This window comes from Virgibacillus sp. JSM 102003 (assembly GCF_041949995.1).
GTDB lineage: Bacteria > Bacillota > Bacilli > Bacillales > Amphibacillaceae > Lentibacillus.
On sequence record NZ_JBHFQH010000019.1, the window covers coordinates 28,049 to 45,948 of the forward strand.

Genomic DNA, 17,900 nt, shown 5'->3' on the forward strand with positions numbered 1-17,900 from the left:
ACGCAATGGAGGAAAGAAGAGTAGTTATAACAGGACTCGGAGCAGTTTCCCCCGTAGGTAATGATGTACAGACAATGTGGGACAATGTTGTTGCAGGGAATTCCGGAATTGATTATATAACTAGACTTAATAAAGATGATTTTCCTGCACATGTAGCAGCGGAAGTGAAGGATTTTGATCCAACACATTTCATGGATAAAAAAGATGCAAGAAAGATGGATTTGTTTACTCAATATGCTGTGGCTGCTTCCAAGATGGCACTTGACGATGCCAATCTGACAATTGATGAAAACAATGCGAACCGGGTCGGAGTCTGGATTGGCTCTGGCATTGGTGGAATGGGAACTTTAGAGGATCAGCATACGAAGTTTATGGAAAAAGGGTACCGCCGTGTGAGTCCTTTCTTCGTACCAATGATGATTCCCGATATGGCAGCAGGTCAAGTATCTATTCAGTTTGGGGCAAAAGGTATTAACTCTTGTACCGTAACTGCATGTGCGTCTGGAGCCAATTCAATTGGTGATGCGTTTAAGGCTATTGAGCGTGGGGATGCTGACTATATCATTGCAGGCGGAACCGAAGCGCCGATAACGAATATGGCATTTGCAGGATTCTCATCTGCGAAAGCATTATCAACTAATGAAGATCCAAAGAAAGCAAGCCGTCCATTTGATCTGGATCGTGACGGATTTGTTATGGGTGAAGGTGCAGGTATTCTGATTTTAGAAACGCTGGAATCAGCACGGGAACGAGGTGCACGTATTTACGGTGAAATTGTCGGCTATGGTGCAACAGGTGATGCATATCACATTACTGCTCCAGCAGAAAATGGTGAAGGAGCAGCACGAGCCATGCAGCAGGCAATTGACGACGCAGGCATTACCCCTTCAGATGTTGATTATGTAAATGCCCATGGAACAAGTACACATCTTAACGATAAGTTTGAAACAGTTGCTATTAAGACAGTTTTTGATGAATATGCATCTAAATTGCCTATATCATCGACAAAAGGGGTCACAGGGCACTTGTTAGGAGCAGCTGGTGGTATCGAATCAGTAATTTCGGTAAAATCAATTGCGGACGGTCTAATCCCTGGAACAATGAACTATGAAACGCCAGACCCGGATTGTGATCTTGATTATGTTACCAACGAATCGAGGAAACAGGACGTCAGCATTGTGATGAGTAATTCACTCGGCTTTGGCGGACATAATGTATCCTTGCTGTTTAAAAAGTTTAACTAGTTAAGCAAAAGACTGGCCTTGAGAGGTTAAGGGTTCCGTTTGCTGTCACACAGAATTACACTTTAAAAATGTAACTAAATTTGTAGTGATATTTGTAATTAAAAATTAAAAATCTCAGTTCAGTGAACTGAGATTTTTCTTCTATTTATTTTCAACTGCTTCTTGAACTAACGCACCATTTACTTTAAGTGAAATGTTTCACATTTTAACCATGACAGTAAGTATTTAGTCAACTTTTCTTCCATACGCGGAACTGCTAATGCTATAAAATGCTGTGATGATGAGAGCGATAACACTTGGATAGCCAAAGTAAACTGCTGGATTCATATGCTTAACTAAACTATACTCCCCCCACTCAAGCTACAATCTCCAACCCATTCCAAGGCTACTTAAATACTTATTTTTAATATTTTTTCATAAGAAAAAAGCTAATTCCCACAGGAAATCAGCTTTATTATGAATTTTAATTATATCTTTATTTAAATTTATTAAACTCTTTCTTGAAACGACAATACAATGTTATCCCTTTGTAGATGGGGACCAGGTATTTATTAAGAACATAATTAGGCATTCAATCCTTGACTAGGTTCAATCTTAACCGCTTTCCTTGATGGGAATATAGCGCTTATAATTCCTACTATCACTGGAATTAATATGTTTAGGGCGAATATCCACCATTGATTCAACGGCAAATGTCCATACATAAAAAACAAAATAATAACTGAAATAATACTTCCTATTAGCCCTGAAATAAATCCGATGAATGCCCCTTCAATCAAAACCATGGAACGAATACGGTTGTTTTTCCAACCTAATGCCTTTAGCAATGCAATTTCTCTCGTTCTTTCTAACACGTTTTGCCAAATTAGTTCAGCTGTTGTTAATATCGCAATAACTAACGATATTCCAGTAGAGAGATAATGTGGTGCGCCAACCTTCATTGAGACATATTCTCCTAGCCACGTAGTAAATAGCACACCATCTAATTGAAATGTTGTATTAACAAACAAAATTAATAATGCACTTGGCAAGGCGATTGCAAGAATAGACACAGAGTTTCTAAGCCAACGTCCAAGAAGGTTATTTCGTACTAAGCTTATAATACCTTTTGTACTTCCTAGACGAGCTCCAGTTACACTTATTTCTCCTTGTTTCATAACTTGCATAGGACTTACTTTACTGATTAAGTAAGTTGGATATAAAGCCCCTAAAAAGTAGATGAAGAAAATGAAAAATATGATTAGCCCTATTTTAAGCAAGGATAATGCTTCTGGATGTTGACTTTTTAACACAAATAAAACGATCAATGTAATGATGCCAACGAACCCTCCAATTAGGAGTGATTCCAGCATTAATATATTGCGCAATTTACTATTTTTCCATCCTATTGCTTTCAATATAGCAAACTCTTGCCGCCTTGAGAGATAGGCGATGAGGTTTGTAGCAAATACATAAATAATTGAAACCACTACTAAGCAGCCAATAATCCCTGTGTAACCAAGTTTTGCTTCCTTTAAAATGTTTATGGAGGCTCCTAATTTAATCCACGGCTGTTCAATCCAGCCCAGTTCAGGTACATCTTCAACAGCTGGTACATGGATCAATAATGGGCTTGGGGACGAGCCCAATGTAATATCTGTTTTGAGCCCCGTTTGTTGCTCAATAGCTGAAGCGATGGTTTCTAGTTTTGCTTGACTTGCTTCGTTTACACTACTAACCCCATCTACTTTAATTCGAACGGCGGATATTGGCTTTGCCCCTAGAAATTTTTTTGCAGCATCCATCGTCGTTAACATGGTAGGAGATTGCATCAGATAACCAAATGGATTTGATGTTGCGGAAACTTCTGATGGCGGATTCACAGGACTTTCATTCTTATCTAACATATGGGTTGCAGTTGGTGCACGATATGTTTCCATTGGAACCTCTGTAGTTGGGTCGGTTGATATTGCTAATTTATTGGGGTTGTAAACACCAATGTATTGTGGATCAAGCCTTGGTAGTTTAGACATATCAGCATTGTATAACTTAACTTTTCGATAAGAAGGATAAGGATAACCATTATTAGTTTTAGGTATTTCTATTTCATATGCAACTTCCCACCGATTAGGAAATGGGCTTTTGATGGACTTGTATTGTAACGGGCTGGCTTTCTCATTTAGAGTCAAATAGTTTGTACCTTCATTTAATAACTGATTAATCAATACTTGATGTGCTTCTGTGGAGTTAAATGATAGGGAGTCTATTGGTGGGGTTGCAGACAAGGTATCCAGATGTTTACTCCCACCACTTGCCTCCAATTCCTTTAAAAGAGAATTTACTTGTTCTTGTGTATCTGTAGGTATTTCTAACTTCTCTAATGTATGCGAATAAGTGTAATTGATGGAAGAAAAACCACTCAGTAAAACTGGTAAACTTGTTACCTTTGCACCTAATCCTTCATGTATTCTACTTTGAACGGGTTCCTCTTCTTTAAAATATCTGCTCGTGTCACTTTTAGCAGTTGCTTCCTCTAATCCTACAAGATTAGCTTCTGCTTCGGGGTCTATAGCTGCTAACAACATCGTAAAACGACCAGATAAATCTGTCTTATCTTGGTTCACTGTATACAACCCATACTTATTAACTGCTTCAAATGAATCTACATGTGTTTTTATACCTATCGCAAAGTAACTGTTAATCGCTCTTGCATAATCACGAATGCCATCATTTTCTACATATTTATTTTTTAATCTATAAATCCCACTATCCTTAAATTCCATATTCCCCATATTTGCACCCACGCTTGTATAGCCTAGGATACTAATTGGGGCAGCTATCGAAATTCCTTCCACCTCCCTAATAGTTTCAAGTTCTTCCATTGATATTCCGCCAGAAAGACCACTAAGATAATTTGGGTCAAGCAAGTTTTTCTCTTCTGTAACACTTTTTGAACCGGGTGGACGAACGACGATGTGATAGGAAGCTTTCCACTTTTCTTCCAAGGTATTAACGATGGTACCTTTACTTGTTTCGGATAATCCAATCAAAAAACTAAGCCCTGTACTTATTAGTAAAGCACCGATCAATAATAGGACAAATTTGCCTTTATTACGCCACCAATGATTTGTAATCCATTTAATCATTGGTATCAGCCCCTATTTGGTGTTTCCTTTGATCTTTTACAATATGACCATCCTTTATTTCAATAACACGATCGGCTTGTCCTGATAAAGCGCTGTCATGTGTGACTAAAACAATTCCACAATTTGTTGTTTGTTTGATATTCGTCAACAAGTTAATTATATTTTCACTCGTTGTAGAGTCTAAATTCCCGGTTGGTTCATCAGCAAAAATCCAATCAGGTTCAGCAATTAAAGATCTAGCAATTGCGACACGCTGTTGTTGTCCACCAGATAGCTGTGATGGCAATGATGAATGTTTGTCGGCAAGACCAACTAACTCAAGTAATTCTTTTGCTCTAGACTCCTTATTATACGATACATTACGGTGAAATAAAGGCGCCAAGATGTTTTCCATTGCTGTAAGTGTGGGTAAAAGATGAAACTGTTGAAAGATAAAACCGACATGTTGATTTCGTAATTCAGAAAGTTTATTAGCGCGGAGTTTATTCACATCCTGTACATCATAAAAGACTTTCCCATCCGTCGGTTTTTCCAAGGTTCCAATAATACTCAATAAAGTTGATTTACCTGAACCTGAAGACCCAATGACACTGATAAAATCTTTACTATCCAGGGTTAAGGAGATGTTTTCTAATACAACTGTCCTAGCCTCACTTTTTCCAAATGTTTTCCTTACGTTTTCTAATGTTATTTTTTTATGCATGTGATCACCTCTAATATTCCATCAGGAAATTATTTTTAATTACCAATATTCAATAAATACACCCACACACTAAATAACTGATTGAGAAATTTAGTCCGTTTATGCCTCATAGATAGTCGTACTCTTATTCCATAACTAATTTATTCTTCAATAATAAGTTTCACCTTTTCTGAACCAATATTTTTAGTGCAATACTGTAACATTTTTTAATAATTATTTTCATCATCATTGTTTCGGTTCTCAATAATATAAGAATCCTGTTGCGTTCGTATAGTTCTTTTTAATCTCTATATTCACTTTAACACAAATTTTTAGAAAACTTATAAAGTTAAAGAAAAATAGACCGAATCTTATTGGTCCAGACTTAAATTGGTCACAAACAAGAAGGTTCTGTCCTATGAACTCTCCAAACCCGTAGTTTCCAAAGGTATAAAAATATATGTATGCTTGTTAAGGAGACAGCAATTTTCATAACGGATTGTCAGTCACAGGGTAAATTGCACCGTACAGAGGTTGTGTTATTTTAAAATAAAATAACTCCGTTCAATTGTACGGAGTTATTTCTAATATTTATTTTTTAATTGCTTTGTTAAACTAAAGCCCCCGTTAATTGTATATCTTTCATTTGCTTTTCATTAAACTAACAACTGGTTTCTTCGCCTTTAACTATCTTACCGCTTTGGTCATCTATATAATAAGTGCCAAAATTACAATCTGCGTTAATTTCCCACTTAACTATATACTCGCCACCTTTATGACTTACTGATATAATTGAATCTTCACTTATCTCAGCAGAATGGTGTTCAATAGCGATTGACTCTGCTTCTTCTTCTGTTATTTTTGGACTCGCACTTTCACAGCCAGTGACGAAATAAAGTATAAAGAAAAGTAAAATAATAAAACTAATTTTTTTCATTTTTTCAACCTCCTTCATACACAAACGTCAGTTCATTATTAGACGTTTCATATTTCTCCTTATTCCACAATCCTGCGGCGTTAGTTTAAGTGTAATGGTTCACAATCGATGCATTTATTTTAACATAAATATTCTGAATATCTTGTAAAATCTAGCGAAAATAAAATAACTTCCAATTTATTGGTAATTTTATGTATATCAATTTGCATACGAATTTGTAGGTTAAAATGTGGACTTACACTGGCTATTGTTACCAAACAAATTGGGGTACAAATTACACTGCAATTTTAATAGGTATTAAGTCGAAAATGCTATTAAACCAACAAAAAATGACCATCAAATTAGCATACAATTTGATGGTCATTTTACATTACATTTTTAATGTTTGTGGTAGGAAACGGAACCCGTTATTGAGAGGTCAGCTTTTTTTAATTTTGGTTTTGTCTTGAATTGAGAGGAGTTTGGATGTGAATAAAGCCATTTCCTTGTATACTCCTTACTCCTATTCATGTATTCTAACGCCCATGCATAAAATAAGATAAATGCAACGGACAAGCATGGGTGGTGGAAAAAATGGGGACTGTCTTTTTATTTTTAATTGGCTTTGGACTAGCTGTTACTGGTGGGGTAACAACAATAGCATATATGAATTTCCTGCCTTCAGGGATTTCCTGGGGGGATTATTTTATTTTCATATCAGGACGGCTGGAATGTTATTTTTTGCCAATCGGATTCATCTTAATGGCAATTGCACTTTTCCGATACCCAAACAATATGTAAACTTCTCGCAAATCGAATATTTTTTTGCATGATGGTCATAATGTATTTTAAATGATTTCATTTTAGAAAAACATAAAGTGCAAAGAAGCGAGGGTTGTATATGTTGTATTTACACGATGTTTGGGTTAATTGGTTTGAAGGTGAAGAAAATGGCTATAGTGTTTGTTATTTTCATGAGTGGCGGAAGGAAGATGGGATTGAGCTGTTAGATCAGGTTCCATTACTATACATATCTGAAGTGCTTTACAACTACATAGAAAATGACATGCATGATTTACCTAAAGGACTTTTAGATATGATCCATAAACGCGCATATGTCCGCAAAGGTCAGGAGAGAACGGTACTTGATTACGCATGTGTCGTTACCGATGGGAAAGATATAATTGCCTTTGATTCAATCGGCTATCGGATCCCTATTCGTAAAAGCAGACTAATTCCACGACAGGAACAGCTTGTGTTCGATATGATCAAAACCACCAAACCAGAGTCGTTTAAATTCGAGGGAGAAATAGTAGAAAAAGAATATCATATGCTATCGATGGCACCTCAACTTGTTCATGGACTGACACGTAGAGAAAGACAGCTCAAGCAATTGCTGATGATTGCCCTTGATCAATTAAGAACTGCGAATCATTTAGAGGAACTCCGCTACTGGCTGACTGAATGGGACCCGAAAAAATACCCTTATATCAGATATATGGACGAGGATAAAGTGTGGGAAGCACTTTACGATGGTGTTAAGCAGGGGTGGAGTACTGGCCATGAAGAGTTGTGCAGTAAGATGATTAAAGGACAGCCATTTCTGGAAAGAATGTGGGAGCTTGAACAAGCGCCAGAGCAAAATACGTCGAAGCAGAAGTAGAGCTTGGCTGAGATTGCCGAATTTTAGGGTGGATATGGCTGGATAGATAAAGTTCGACATGAAATCGATAATGACACTGCTGGAATAGATAAAGATCGACACAGAATCTATAAAGTTCGACAAAAAAACGATAAAGCCAACATTTCACGAAAAAAAGGGTGCTCCGATATAATTAAAATCGGAGCACCCTTTCTATTTAACGCTTTTTCTTCACGCGTCCTAATCCCATTGCTTTTTTAGCTTTTGCTAATGACTTATTAGCTGTTAATGAAGCTTTTTCTGCCCCTTTATCTAAAATCTCATCCAATGCTTCTGAATCAATTAACTCATTATAGCGATCTTGAATAGGTTTCAGTACATCCACAACAGCATTCGCGACGCCCTGCTTGAATTCACCATAACCTTTTCCAGCATAATCTGCTTCGATCGTTTCCGCCGTTTTGCCAGTACAGCTTGCCAAGATGGTCATCAGGTTGGAGACGCCAGGTTTATTCTCTTTATCAAATTTCACTATACCTTCTGAATCAGTGATAGCACTTTTGATTTTTTTCTCAATTTTTTTCGGTTCATCAAGCATGGAAATAAATGCTTTTTCATTGTCATCTGACTTGCTCATTTTACTTGTTGGTTCCTGTAATGACATGATACGGGCTCCGACTTTAGGTATGTGAACTTCAGGTATCGTAAAAATGTCATTGAATTTATTATTAAAGCGTTGTGCGAGGTTTCGTGTTAGCTCCAGATGCTGCTTTTGATCCTCACCAACAGGGACAATATCTGTTTTATATAACAAAATATCCGCAGCCATTAGTGGCGGGTATGTTAGTAATGAAGATGAAACGGTCTCTTTACCAGTTGATTTATCTTTAAACTGTGTCATCCTCTCCAGTTCACCGATATAACTGATGGACTGCAGCATCCAGCCCAGCTGTGTATGTGCTGGAACTTCCGATTGAATAAACAAAGTTGATTTGTCCGAATTAATTCCAGCTGCAAGGTATAAAGCTGCAAGTGAACGAATGTTTTGCCTTAGCTTCAGTCGATCCTGAGGTACAGTTATTGCATGCTCATCCACAATACAAAAATAGCAATCATGATTCTCCTGAAACTCTACAAATTGCTGTATTGCACCTAAATAATTACCAATCGTTAACGTTCCGCTAGGTTGAATCCCAGAAAATATTGTTTTCATTTTCCACACTCCAATATATTTTTTTCCATTAAAAAAAGCCCATTTATCCCTGTTAAAAAAAGGGACGAATGAACCGCGGTGCCACCCTGATTATTCTGCTCATGCAGAATCACTTTAAAAGTTATTTAGCTCGAAAGTCCAATTCCAATTAACCTTGATGCTTGTTTCCACCAGCCACAAGCTCTCTAAAAATCAGTGGGTAATTGTACTTTATCTTCGTCAACGCTAAGTTTATTATTTGCTTTATTATATATGATAAGATAGGAGAAAATCAAGTTCGAGGAAAGTATGAACTTAAGTGTGAGACTTGCTCTAATTTAAATACTACTAATATAAAGATTTAAATGGCTATACAAATGGCGTAATTATAAGATGAGTTGTTTCGTTATGCCTTACCTAACTGAAATTGAAAGGGGTCTTACTTAATGCGGAATGAATTAATGCAAATGCTGGAAGAACGGGAAGATGAAATGATTGAAATCCGTCGCAATTTACATGAACATCCTGAACTTTCTTTTAGAGAAGAAAGAACAGCAGCCTATATTGCCAATTTTTATAAAGAAAAGGATGTTGAAGTAGAAACGAATGTCGGAAATGGACATGGAATCATTGTAACGATAAAAGGGGGATTGCCAGGCAAAACAATGGGCCTTCGTGCTGACTTTGATGCATTGCCAATTAAAGAAGAAACAGATGTCTCATTTAAATCGAGCAATGAAGGCGTGATGCATGCTTGCGGACACGATGCCCATACAGCATATATGTTAATTTTGGCCGACTGCCTCATCCAATTAAAGGATAACATTAAAGGAACAGTTAAAATTATTCATCAACATGCAGAGGAACAGCCTCCTGGTGGTGCAAAGAGCATTATGGATTCCGGAAAACTTGATGAATTAGAGGCAATCTTTGGCATTCATGTTTTACCAATGGCTAAAGCAGGAACAGTTGGCTATCATAGTGGCTATTCTTTTAATGGACGTACTTATTTTAAATTGCGAATACAGGCAAGCGGGGGCCACGGCTCATCCCCTCATAAGGCAAATGACGCTATCGTGGCAGGATCCTACTTTGTAACGGCAGTACAAACGATTATCAGTCGCAGGGTAGCCCCGCTAGCAACTGGTGTCGTTACGATTGGATCATTTGATGGAAAAGGCAGCTTTAACGTTATTAAAGACAGTATTGAGATTGAAGGAGATATTCGTTATTCGAATGATGAAACACAAGCGGTTATCGATAAAGAATTTCATCGGATTGTAAGTGGCTTAGAGGGATTGTTTGGGGTAACTTGTGAGCTAACGTATACACCTGACTATCCACCATTATATAATGATCCCGAATTGACTGCATTTGTTGCAGAGACCTTGGAAGGGGTTAAGGATAAAAACATTACAGAAGTGAAAGAATTCCCTAGGATGGCACCATCAGATGATTTTGCGTATTACTTGGAAAAAATCCCTGGTACTTATTTCTTTATTGGGTGTACCCCAAAAGGTGTTACAGATCCTTACTTCAACCACCACCCAAAATTCGATATAGACGAGGATGCGATTCTTATTGCAGCCAAATCAGTGGGTCATGTTGCTTGCAGTTATTTGGATATGGATTAACTGACTTGTTTTGTGCCACATGAACCGGAGTGCCCTCCTGATTACGGAGGGATGAGAGCCAGAAGAGGCGTTGATTCTAGCGAAAGGTTCCTCATGGAAGTGCTGAATCAACAGAAAGAAGTGCTGAATCAACAGAAGAAGGTGCTGAATCAACAGAAGAAGGTGCTGAATCAACAGAAGAAGGTGCTGAATCAACAGAAGAAGGTGCTGAATCGACAGAAAGAAGTGCTGAATCAACAGAAGAAGGTGCTGAATCAACAGAAAGAAGTGCTGAATCAACAGAAGAAGGTGCTGAATCGACAGAAAGAAGTGCTGAATCAACAGAAGAAGGTGCTGAATCGGCAGAAGAAGGTACGGAATCAACAGAAAGAAGTGTGGAATCGATAGAAGGGAGAAAGAGATGATTGCGCAAAAGAGGTGTTAAATCCAGGTTTAACAATGGGCTTAATCCACTCCCTCTCTGATTGACATCGAGCTTGTATTAAAAGTATAATATGAACATATACTAATATACACATATACATGCAACTGAATTGAAACGGAAGGCGAGGGAAATATAATGGAAGATAATAAAGAAGCTGAAGAAAACGAAATAAGGAAAGACCTGGATGAAGAAACATTGTTTGTAGTATCTCAGACTTTCAAGGCATTAGGGGATCCAACAAGGATTCGAATTCTTCATTTACTTTTTTACAAAGAATACTCCGTAAATGAGATTGCAGAAACGCTGCACCTGAGGCAGTCAACTGTTTCACATCAATTGCGTTTCCTGAAAAATTTAAGATTAGTTAAATACCGCAGAGAGGGTACGACACTATATTACTCTCATGACGATGAACATGTGATGAATATATTAAAGCAAACGTTGGATCACGCTTGCCATCATTAATAAAATAGCATATCTAAATTAACGAAGTGTTGCATAGGAGGTATTACAAAAATGGGGCACGATCATGACCATTCACATGGTGCAAACAAAAAAGCCTTAATGATCAGTTTTTCAGTAATAACGGCCTATATGATTATTGAAGCTATCGGAGGTTTCCTTACCAATAGTCTTGCATTATTATCGGATGCAGGTCATATGTTAAGCGATTCCGTATCACTAGGGGTGGGGCTTTTAGCCTTCAAATTCGGGGAAAAAGTAGCTAACTACAGTAAAACATATGGATACAAGCGATTCGAAATATTAGCAGCGGTATTTAATGGAGTCACACTCATACTTATTTCAATTTATATATTCTACGAGGCTTATAAAAGATTTACAGAACCACCCGAAGTTGCAACGACTGGAATGTTAATTGTCGCTTCTATTGGCCTGTTGGTTAATATTTTTGTGGCATGGATATTACTGCGCGGCGATACAGAAGAAAATTTAAATTTACGCGCTGCTTTTCTTCATGTGTTAGGTGACTTATTGGGTTCCGTCGGCGCAATTGCTGCTGCACTACTCATTATATTTTTCAATTGGGGATGGGCCGATCCACTAGCAAGTGTTATCGTTGCAGTTTTAGTGCTGATTAGTGGATGGCGAGTTACAAAAGATGCTATTCACGTGTTAATGGAAGGAACACCAAAGAACGTAGATTTAGATGACATAATAAATACGATGGAAAACGCTGAAGGTATAAAAAGCATACATGATCTCCACGTGTGGAGTATAACGAGTGGTCAAAATGCACTCTCTTGTCACGCAGTTGTAGATGGAAACTTATCTGTTCATGAAAGTCAAAAACTACTACGATCAATTGAGCACGTCCTGGAACATAAAGGCGTGGGACATGTAACGATACAAATGGAAAATAATGAACATCCACATGAAGATTCACTGATGTGCCAGAATGATCACGAACAAGCAGTTCACCAGCATGACCATTGATTGTTCTACCTGAATTTACTTGAATAACAGATGTTATACGGAAAAATGGCTTGAGAAAATAAGCCATTTTTTCTTTGATATACGGCATAACATTTTTGGTTTTCTAAATTGGTTCTATTCATCTGTTTCATATCGTAAACTTTAGTAAAGAATTATCTTGAAGATGAATAAAAGAGCAAAGATACATACACCATTTACTTATAAATTACAAGCGAAATTGTATGATTTTTTTCGACAAATTTTGAAATATCATATTCTAAATTATCTCTTTATCCGTTATAATATAATTAAAATGGGAATGGGAGATTGATAGAAAATGGAGAAAAAGAAAAAAAGCATCATGATAATAGCAACAATAAGTATTATTCTCCTACTTGGTATTGCAATTCCAATGACTTTACATACAAGCAGCGGCGAGGAAATCTATAAAGCCAGTCTACATATGGAACGACAGACAAGCATCACCCCAATTGACACGAGCAAAAAATTACAGCGTTTTACCTATGATGCTGGGGTTGACTTTGAATATCCGGATGCTGTTCGGGGTATTTATGTTACAGGACCATCTGCTGGAGGAAGCAGATTTGAAAAGCTTAGTAATCTAGTAGAAAAGTCAGATTTGAATGCAATGGTAATTGATATAAAAGAGGATCATGGTAATTTAACATTTAAGCCGAAAGAAGGCTCACCATATGAGGATATCGGCATTAATTATATTGATGACCCGAGAAAGCTGATTAAAGTCCTCGAAGAAAAAGGGATTTATCCAATTGCGAGAGTAGTTGTTTTTAAAGATTCTGTGTTAGCCAATAAACGTCCGGAATTATCCTTTACAAAAAATGGAAAAGTCTGGACCAATAATAAAGGGGAAGCTTTTGTTAATCCATTTCAAAAAGAAGTATGGGAATACAACCTAGAAATTGCCAAGAAAGCAGCAGAGCTTGGTTTTCAGGAAATTCAATTTGATTATGTCCGTTTTCCGGAGGGATTTGAAAATTACGATAGTGAGTTGAATTATAGCCTAGGGGATTATAAAGATGATAAAATGAGCAATGTTAAACGTCGTGTGAAGGCAGTAACTGACTTTGTTTCATATGCAAAGGAAGAACTGGAATATTATGATGTAGATGTCGCAGTAGATATATTTGGTTATACTGCAACAATTCCAGAAGCACCAGGTATTGGACAGAACTTTACAAAGATTTCAAAGAACGTGGATGTTATCTCATCTATGATTTATCCAAGTCATTGGACGTCTTATTTTGATATTCCTTTTCCAGATAAAGAACCATATAAATTGGTGACGGAATATGCCAAAGTTGAGAGTAAAGTGTTGGGGAAATTGGAAGAACCACCAACCTCCAGACCATGGATTCAGGATTTTGAAGCTCCGTGGCTATATAGTGGTGCTACTAAACAATACGGAAAAGCCGAAGTTGAAGCACAAATAACGGCATTGCAAGAAAATGGAATTAATGAATTTTTAATTTGGAATGCAGGAAATACTTACACTGATAATGTTGACTATACACCGCTCGATTAAGAAAAAAGCACAAAACCATAGGTGATAATCGTAAAAAAACCGGGCTCTTTTAACGTATAGAGCCCGGTTTTTTTACGTATAATAAGCTTCAAAATCGAATTTGTGGAAATAACTGGCTATCTCTAAAAAATAAAAGGATAATGGACTCTGTAGAAGATAAGTTATGATATTACCCTATATTTGTAATTCATAAGCCGTATTCCCTATCAAAATCGATTTAACAAAGGCAGGCTCATTCGTTATAATGTAAAAGACTACTAAAGATTAAGGAGTAGATCTATGAATTGGTATCAAAAATTAAACAAATATTTCCCGATTGAGGAAATGAAGTCCAAAGAGCATATGGATATGCTTTTAAAGGAAAAAGGCGATGTATACTATAAAGATGAGAGTGACGATCACGTCTTAATGTATGCTGAGTTTAATTCATTTTTATTTATTGATTATGTATGGGTCTCAGCAAATTCAAGAGGTAAAGGAACTGGACATAAGCTGATAGAAAAGCTTAAAGTTAAAGATAAGCCAATTATTCTGGAAGTGGAGCCAGTTGATTACGATGACACAGATACAGCCAAGAGACTTCATTTTTATAAGCGGGAAGGTTTTTCCCACGCGCAATCCATCGGTTACAATCGCCGCTCATTAGCTACAAATGAGGATACTCCTATGGAAATCCTGTATTGGTCTCCAACTGACGATTCTGAAGAAGTGATTTATGAAAAAATGAAAAAAATGTACGAAGATATTCATACGTATAAAGACGAAGAAATATATGGTCAAGCTTATCAGCCGGTTGATGAAGTACTTAGCTACAATGAAGCACGTGGGTCTGATAATATATTTGAAAATCTAAAAGAAAAAGCATAAACAGGTATTAGCCTCTTGACAGCAAGAGGCTATTTTTTTCAGCAGTAAGGGATTTTAGATTACGCTTTTTTAAAATCCTTATACGATCAGCCAAGTTTTCTCAGTTTTTTTCAATTAAAAGGTTTAATTAAAAATAGTTTAGGGTAAGTTAAAACTAAATGAGAACATTTCATGAACATTTATTAATACTACAGATTTTCTGGGAAATCCCCTACCTTTTGTTTGACAAATGTAGTATAATTATACATATAGGTTATTTAAACTTATTTTAATCTAATAAGTTATTCAAATGTTTATGAAATGACCATACACACTTTTAGATTGAGGAGTGAAGTTTCATGGTAACACTTTATACCTCACCAAGTTGTACATCTTGCAGAAAAGCAAAAGCATGGTTAGAAGAACATGATATCCCGTTCACAGAACGTAATATATTTTCTGAACCATTATCGCTGGATGAGATAAAGGAAATATTACGTATGACGGAAGATGGTACAGACGAGATTATATCAACACGATCAAAAGTCTTCCAAAAATTAGACGTCAATATTGATCAGCTTCCGATGAAAGATCTATTTAATCTAATTCAGAAAAATCCTGGATTGTTACGTCGGCCAATTATTCTTGATGAGAAACGTTTGCAAGTTGGGTATAACGAAGATGAGATTCGCAGGTTCCTCCCAAGAACGGTTAGGACTTTCCAATTACGTGAAGCTCAGCGATTAGTAAACTAAGATGCTTGTCGATGTATAACATTCACTAACAAAAACGCAGATCCTGAAGTTAGAGGTCTGCGTTTTTTTTATTAAAAGCTAGTGACAAATCGAGCGGAATAGGTTAAAATATGAAATTAATTATTAATTTATAGGCATATGAATTTTCAATTTGTATAAGATGTCATACAATAATAATATAGATTAAAGAATGGTTAATAACGTGTAATAAAGGGAACACGAATAATAAAATTAATATTAAAGGTGAAGTAGTCTCTTCCACCATTACTATTGACCGTGAAGTCAAGCTTTTTCTAATAGAAGGGAGAGAAATAAGATGGAAATAGAGCGTATAAATGAGAATACCGTAAAATTCTATATTTCATATATCGATATAGAAGACCGCGGATTTGAACGTGAAGAAATCTGGTATAATCGTGAACGCAGTGAACAACTTTTCTGGCAAATGATGGACGAAGTTAATTATAAAGAAGATTTTAATGTCGAAGGCCCGTTATGGATTCAGGTGCAAGCCTTGGATAAGGGTCTTGAAATTGTTGTAACGAAAGCAAAGGTATCCAAAAATGGTGAGAATATCGAGCTTCCAACTGAGAATGGTAAGACAATCGATATTTCAGTGGATGATAAAATTGAGGATATGCTGGAAGACAAGTTTGGTGATAATGATGAAAAATCCTCCAAATCCAAAAAAGAAGAGGACGAAGATGGAAATCTGTCGCTAAATGTAATGTTTAATGATTTTGAAGATGTTATTCAGTTAAGTCATTATTTCCAAGATAACACAGATAAAATAGAAGATACTCTCTTCCATTACAACGATAAATATTATCTGTATTTAGAATTTCCACAAGATGAGGAAGTTAAAGATGATCAGCAAGAAGACATGATCAGTCAGGTATTTGAATTTGCGAATGACACGGAAGTAACCATTCATTTTCTGGAAGAATACGGGAAACAAATATTTTCAGATAATACGTTTGAACAAGTACGTTCCCATTTTCCAGCTACCATTGGACGCTCTTAATAGAGTGTCTTTTTTTTGGCAGTTAAGTGTAAATCCTTTCTTACTGCATAAGTGCAACTAAAGTTTATCTATAGTAGGAATTGACGATAAGCCAAGTTTTCTAATCCATTAACGTGTAGTAACATCTTGAAAAATAACAAAATTTACGAAAGCGCCTATTTTTAATTAAAGGATTTTGTCACTCTCCGTCGAATAGGTAAAGATGGAGGTGTAGATTTAATGCTTCAGGCTAAAACTAAATATGGAAGTTTTGTTACGCTAGCAGCCTTAACTAAGAAAGAAATTTCATTACTAAAAGAACGGGAGGAATTTACCTGTCCAACCTGTAATGAGCCAGTAATTATGAAAGCTGGTACGTTAATGATTCCGCATTTTGCTCATCGTTCCAAAAGCAATTGTCCTTCGAGTGAGGGCGGGGAAGGACCGTATCATGAAAAGGGGAAACTGTTATTATACCAATGGCTAAAGCATCAACAGCTTACTGTCCAGCTGGAGGCATATTTACCTGATATTAAGCAGCGGCCAGATATTTTAATTACCATAAACAATAAACTCGTAGCAATCGAGTATCAATGTGCACGGATTCCGGTAAAGCAAATCTGTGAGCGTAATGAAGGATATCTTAGCGCAGGTATAACACCAATTTGGATCCTCGGTTCAAACCGCCTGACACAAAGCAATCGGAGTTACTTAAAAATTGATCAGTTCCTGCTTCAATTTATTCACCAATTCTCTACCGCATTACCACTCATGCTATTCTTCTTTTGTCCCAACAGCCTTCAGTTCATTACATTTCAGGATATATACTTTTCAAAAACACAAACGGCAATCGGCAAATTTTATACGGAAAAATTAAATCAAATGACATTTAAAGATTTATTTAAAGCCCAATTTTTTTCTAAAAATGATTTGCTGCAATTCTGGAAGCGGGAAAAACGTTCATTTCGGTTAAAGGCGAAAAACCGCTTATATGGTCGGGAGTTGAATTGGTACCAATGGCTTTATCTCAAACAGACATACAAGGAGTTCCTCCCATCAGTAATCCACTTGCCAATTAGTTCACAATTTATGATGAAAACACCACCATGGGACTGGCAAAGCAGGCTTTGTCTTGAAATCATCGATCCACTCCCAATCGAAAGTCATATTTCACTTAAATCGTGTCAGCATTTCCTTCGTCGTCATATCCATCATCCGAAAGCATTCCCCTTAATTAAGCAAACGGTTAATCCGATTCATCAATACCTTCAATTACTGGAACAGTTAGATGTAATCCAACAGGTTTCTCCCAATTATTTTGCCAAAAAAAGTTCTATAAAATTTTATAAAAATATTGAGGATGCCCTGGCTGGCGATGAAAAGCTATTAAATTTGCTTATCGCAAACAAAATACGGGCATGATTACCAATTATTTCGTT

At 36.6% G+C, this 17,900-nt stretch carries 16 protein-coding genes and 1 other annotated feature; of the genes, 12 read left to right on the top strand and 4 right to left on the bottom strand.

Features of this window, described 5'->3' with window-relative positions:
• The first annotated feature begins 5 nt into the window (after positions 1-5).
• The gene (gene fabF, locus ACE1TG_RS17600) at positions 6-1,244 is read left to right on the top strand and encodes a beta-ketoacyl-ACP synthase II (protein WP_375053714.1); all 1,239 of its coding nucleotides are present in this window, start codon (positions 6-8) and stop codon (positions 1,242-1,244) included.
• A gap of 563 nt (positions 1,245-1,807) precedes the next feature.
• Here the strand turns inward: fabF and ACE1TG_RS17605 are convergent.
• The 3 genes from ACE1TG_RS17605 to ACE1TG_RS17615 form a co-directional block, all read right to left on the bottom strand.
• The gene (locus ACE1TG_RS17605) at positions 1,808-4,369 is read right to left on the bottom strand and encodes an ABC transporter permease (protein ID WP_375053715.1); all 2,562 of its coding nucleotides are present in this window, start codon (positions 4,367-4,369) and stop codon (positions 1,808-1,810) included.
• On the bottom strand, positions 4,362-5,072 hold the full coding sequence (locus ACE1TG_RS17610) for an ABC transporter ATP-binding protein (protein ID WP_375053716.1): 711 nt from the start codon (positions 5,070-5,072) through the stop codon (positions 4,362-4,364). Before ACE1TG_RS17610 ends, ACE1TG_RS17605 begins: the two co-directional genes overlap by 8 nt.
• A gap of 640 nt (positions 5,073-5,712) precedes the next feature.
• Entirely contained in the window at positions 5,713-5,988 is a 276-nt protein-coding gene (locus ACE1TG_RS17615) for a hypothetical protein (RefSeq protein ID WP_375053717.1), read from the bottom strand.
• Between the two features lie 573 nt (positions 5,989-6,561).
• Between ACE1TG_RS17615 and ACE1TG_RS17620 the strand changes: the two genes are divergently transcribed.
• Together ACE1TG_RS17620 and ACE1TG_RS17625 are read left to right on the top strand one after the other, a co-directional pair.
• Positions 6,562-6,768, top strand: coding sequence for a YuzI family membrane protein (locus ACE1TG_RS17620; RefSeq protein WP_375053718.1), 207 nt, complete (start codon positions 6,562-6,564; stop codon positions 6,766-6,768).
• 100 nt (positions 6,769-6,868) lie between these two features.
• Positions 6,869-7,630 carry a YjbA family protein gene (locus ACE1TG_RS17625; protein ID WP_375053719.1) on the top strand — a complete coding sequence of 254 codons (762 nt, stop codon included), beginning with the start codon at positions 6,869-6,871 and terminating at the stop codon, positions 7,628-7,630.
• Positions 7,631-7,826: 196 nt separating this feature from the next.
• On the opposite strand, the gene trpS is transcribed toward ACE1TG_RS17625, so the two are convergent.
• Positions 7,827-8,822 carry a tryptophan--tRNA ligase gene (gene trpS / locus ACE1TG_RS17630; protein ID WP_375053720.1) on the bottom strand — a complete coding sequence of 332 codons (996 nt, stop codon included), beginning with the start codon at positions 8,820-8,822 and terminating at the stop codon, positions 7,827-7,829.
• Between the two features lie 57 nt (positions 8,823-8,879).
• Positions 8,880-9,054, bottom strand: a binding site (T-box leader).
• Between the two features lie 193 nt (positions 9,055-9,247).
• Between trpS and ACE1TG_RS17635 the strand changes: the two genes are divergently transcribed.
• From ACE1TG_RS17635 to ACE1TG_RS17675, 9 genes are all read left to right on the top strand, one after another.
• Positions 9,248-10,435 (top strand): amidohydrolase, encoded by a 1,188-nt coding sequence (locus ACE1TG_RS17635; protein WP_375053721.1) that lies wholly within the window; start codon positions 9,248-9,250, stop codon positions 10,433-10,435.
• Between the two features lie 51 nt (positions 10,436-10,486).
• On the top strand, positions 10,487-10,822 hold the full coding sequence (locus tag ACE1TG_RS17640) for a hypothetical protein (protein ID WP_375053722.1): 336 nt from the start codon (positions 10,487-10,489) through the stop codon (positions 10,820-10,822).
• A 172-nt stretch (positions 10,823-10,994) separates the two neighbouring features.
• Positions 10,995-11,324 carry an ArsR/SmtB family transcription factor gene (locus ACE1TG_RS17645; protein WP_375053723.1) on the top strand — a complete coding sequence of 110 codons (330 nt, stop codon included), beginning with the start codon at positions 10,995-10,997 and terminating at the stop codon, positions 11,322-11,324.
• Positions 11,325-11,375: 51 nt separating this feature from the next.
• Positions 11,376-12,314: a cation diffusion facilitator family transporter gene (locus ACE1TG_RS17650; protein ID WP_375053724.1), complete on the top strand. Its 939-nt coding sequence runs from the start codon at positions 11,376-11,378 to the stop codon at positions 12,312-12,314.
• Positions 12,315-12,630: 316 nt separating this feature from the next.
• The gene (locus ACE1TG_RS17655; protein ID WP_375053725.1) at positions 12,631-13,857 is read left to right on the top strand and encodes a putative glycoside hydrolase; all 1,227 of its coding nucleotides are present in this window, start codon (positions 12,631-12,633) and stop codon (positions 13,855-13,857) included.
• Between the two features lie 279 nt (positions 13,858-14,136).
• The gene (locus ACE1TG_RS17660) at positions 14,137-14,724 is read left to right on the top strand and encodes a GNAT family N-acetyltransferase (protein WP_375053726.1); all 588 of its coding nucleotides are present in this window, start codon (positions 14,137-14,139) and stop codon (positions 14,722-14,724) included.
• A 338-nt stretch (positions 14,725-15,062) separates the two neighbouring features.
• A complete protein-coding gene (gene spxA, locus ACE1TG_RS17665) occupies positions 15,063-15,458 on the top strand; it encodes a transcriptional regulator SpxA (RefSeq protein ID WP_092493689.1) in 396 nt (131 codons plus the stop codon).
• 316 nt (positions 15,459-15,774) lie between these two features.
• The gene (mecA, locus tag ACE1TG_RS17670) at positions 15,775-16,482 is read left to right on the top strand and encodes an adaptor protein MecA (protein ID WP_375053727.1); all 708 of its coding nucleotides are present in this window, start codon (positions 15,775-15,777) and stop codon (positions 16,480-16,482) included.
• A 219-nt stretch (positions 16,483-16,701) separates the two neighbouring features.
• Positions 16,702-17,883, top strand: a complete 1,182-nt coding sequence (locus ACE1TG_RS17675; RefSeq protein ID WP_375053728.1) for a competence protein CoiA — start codon at positions 16,702-16,704, stop codon at positions 17,881-17,883.
• Positions 17,884-17,900: the final 17 nt, after the last annotated feature.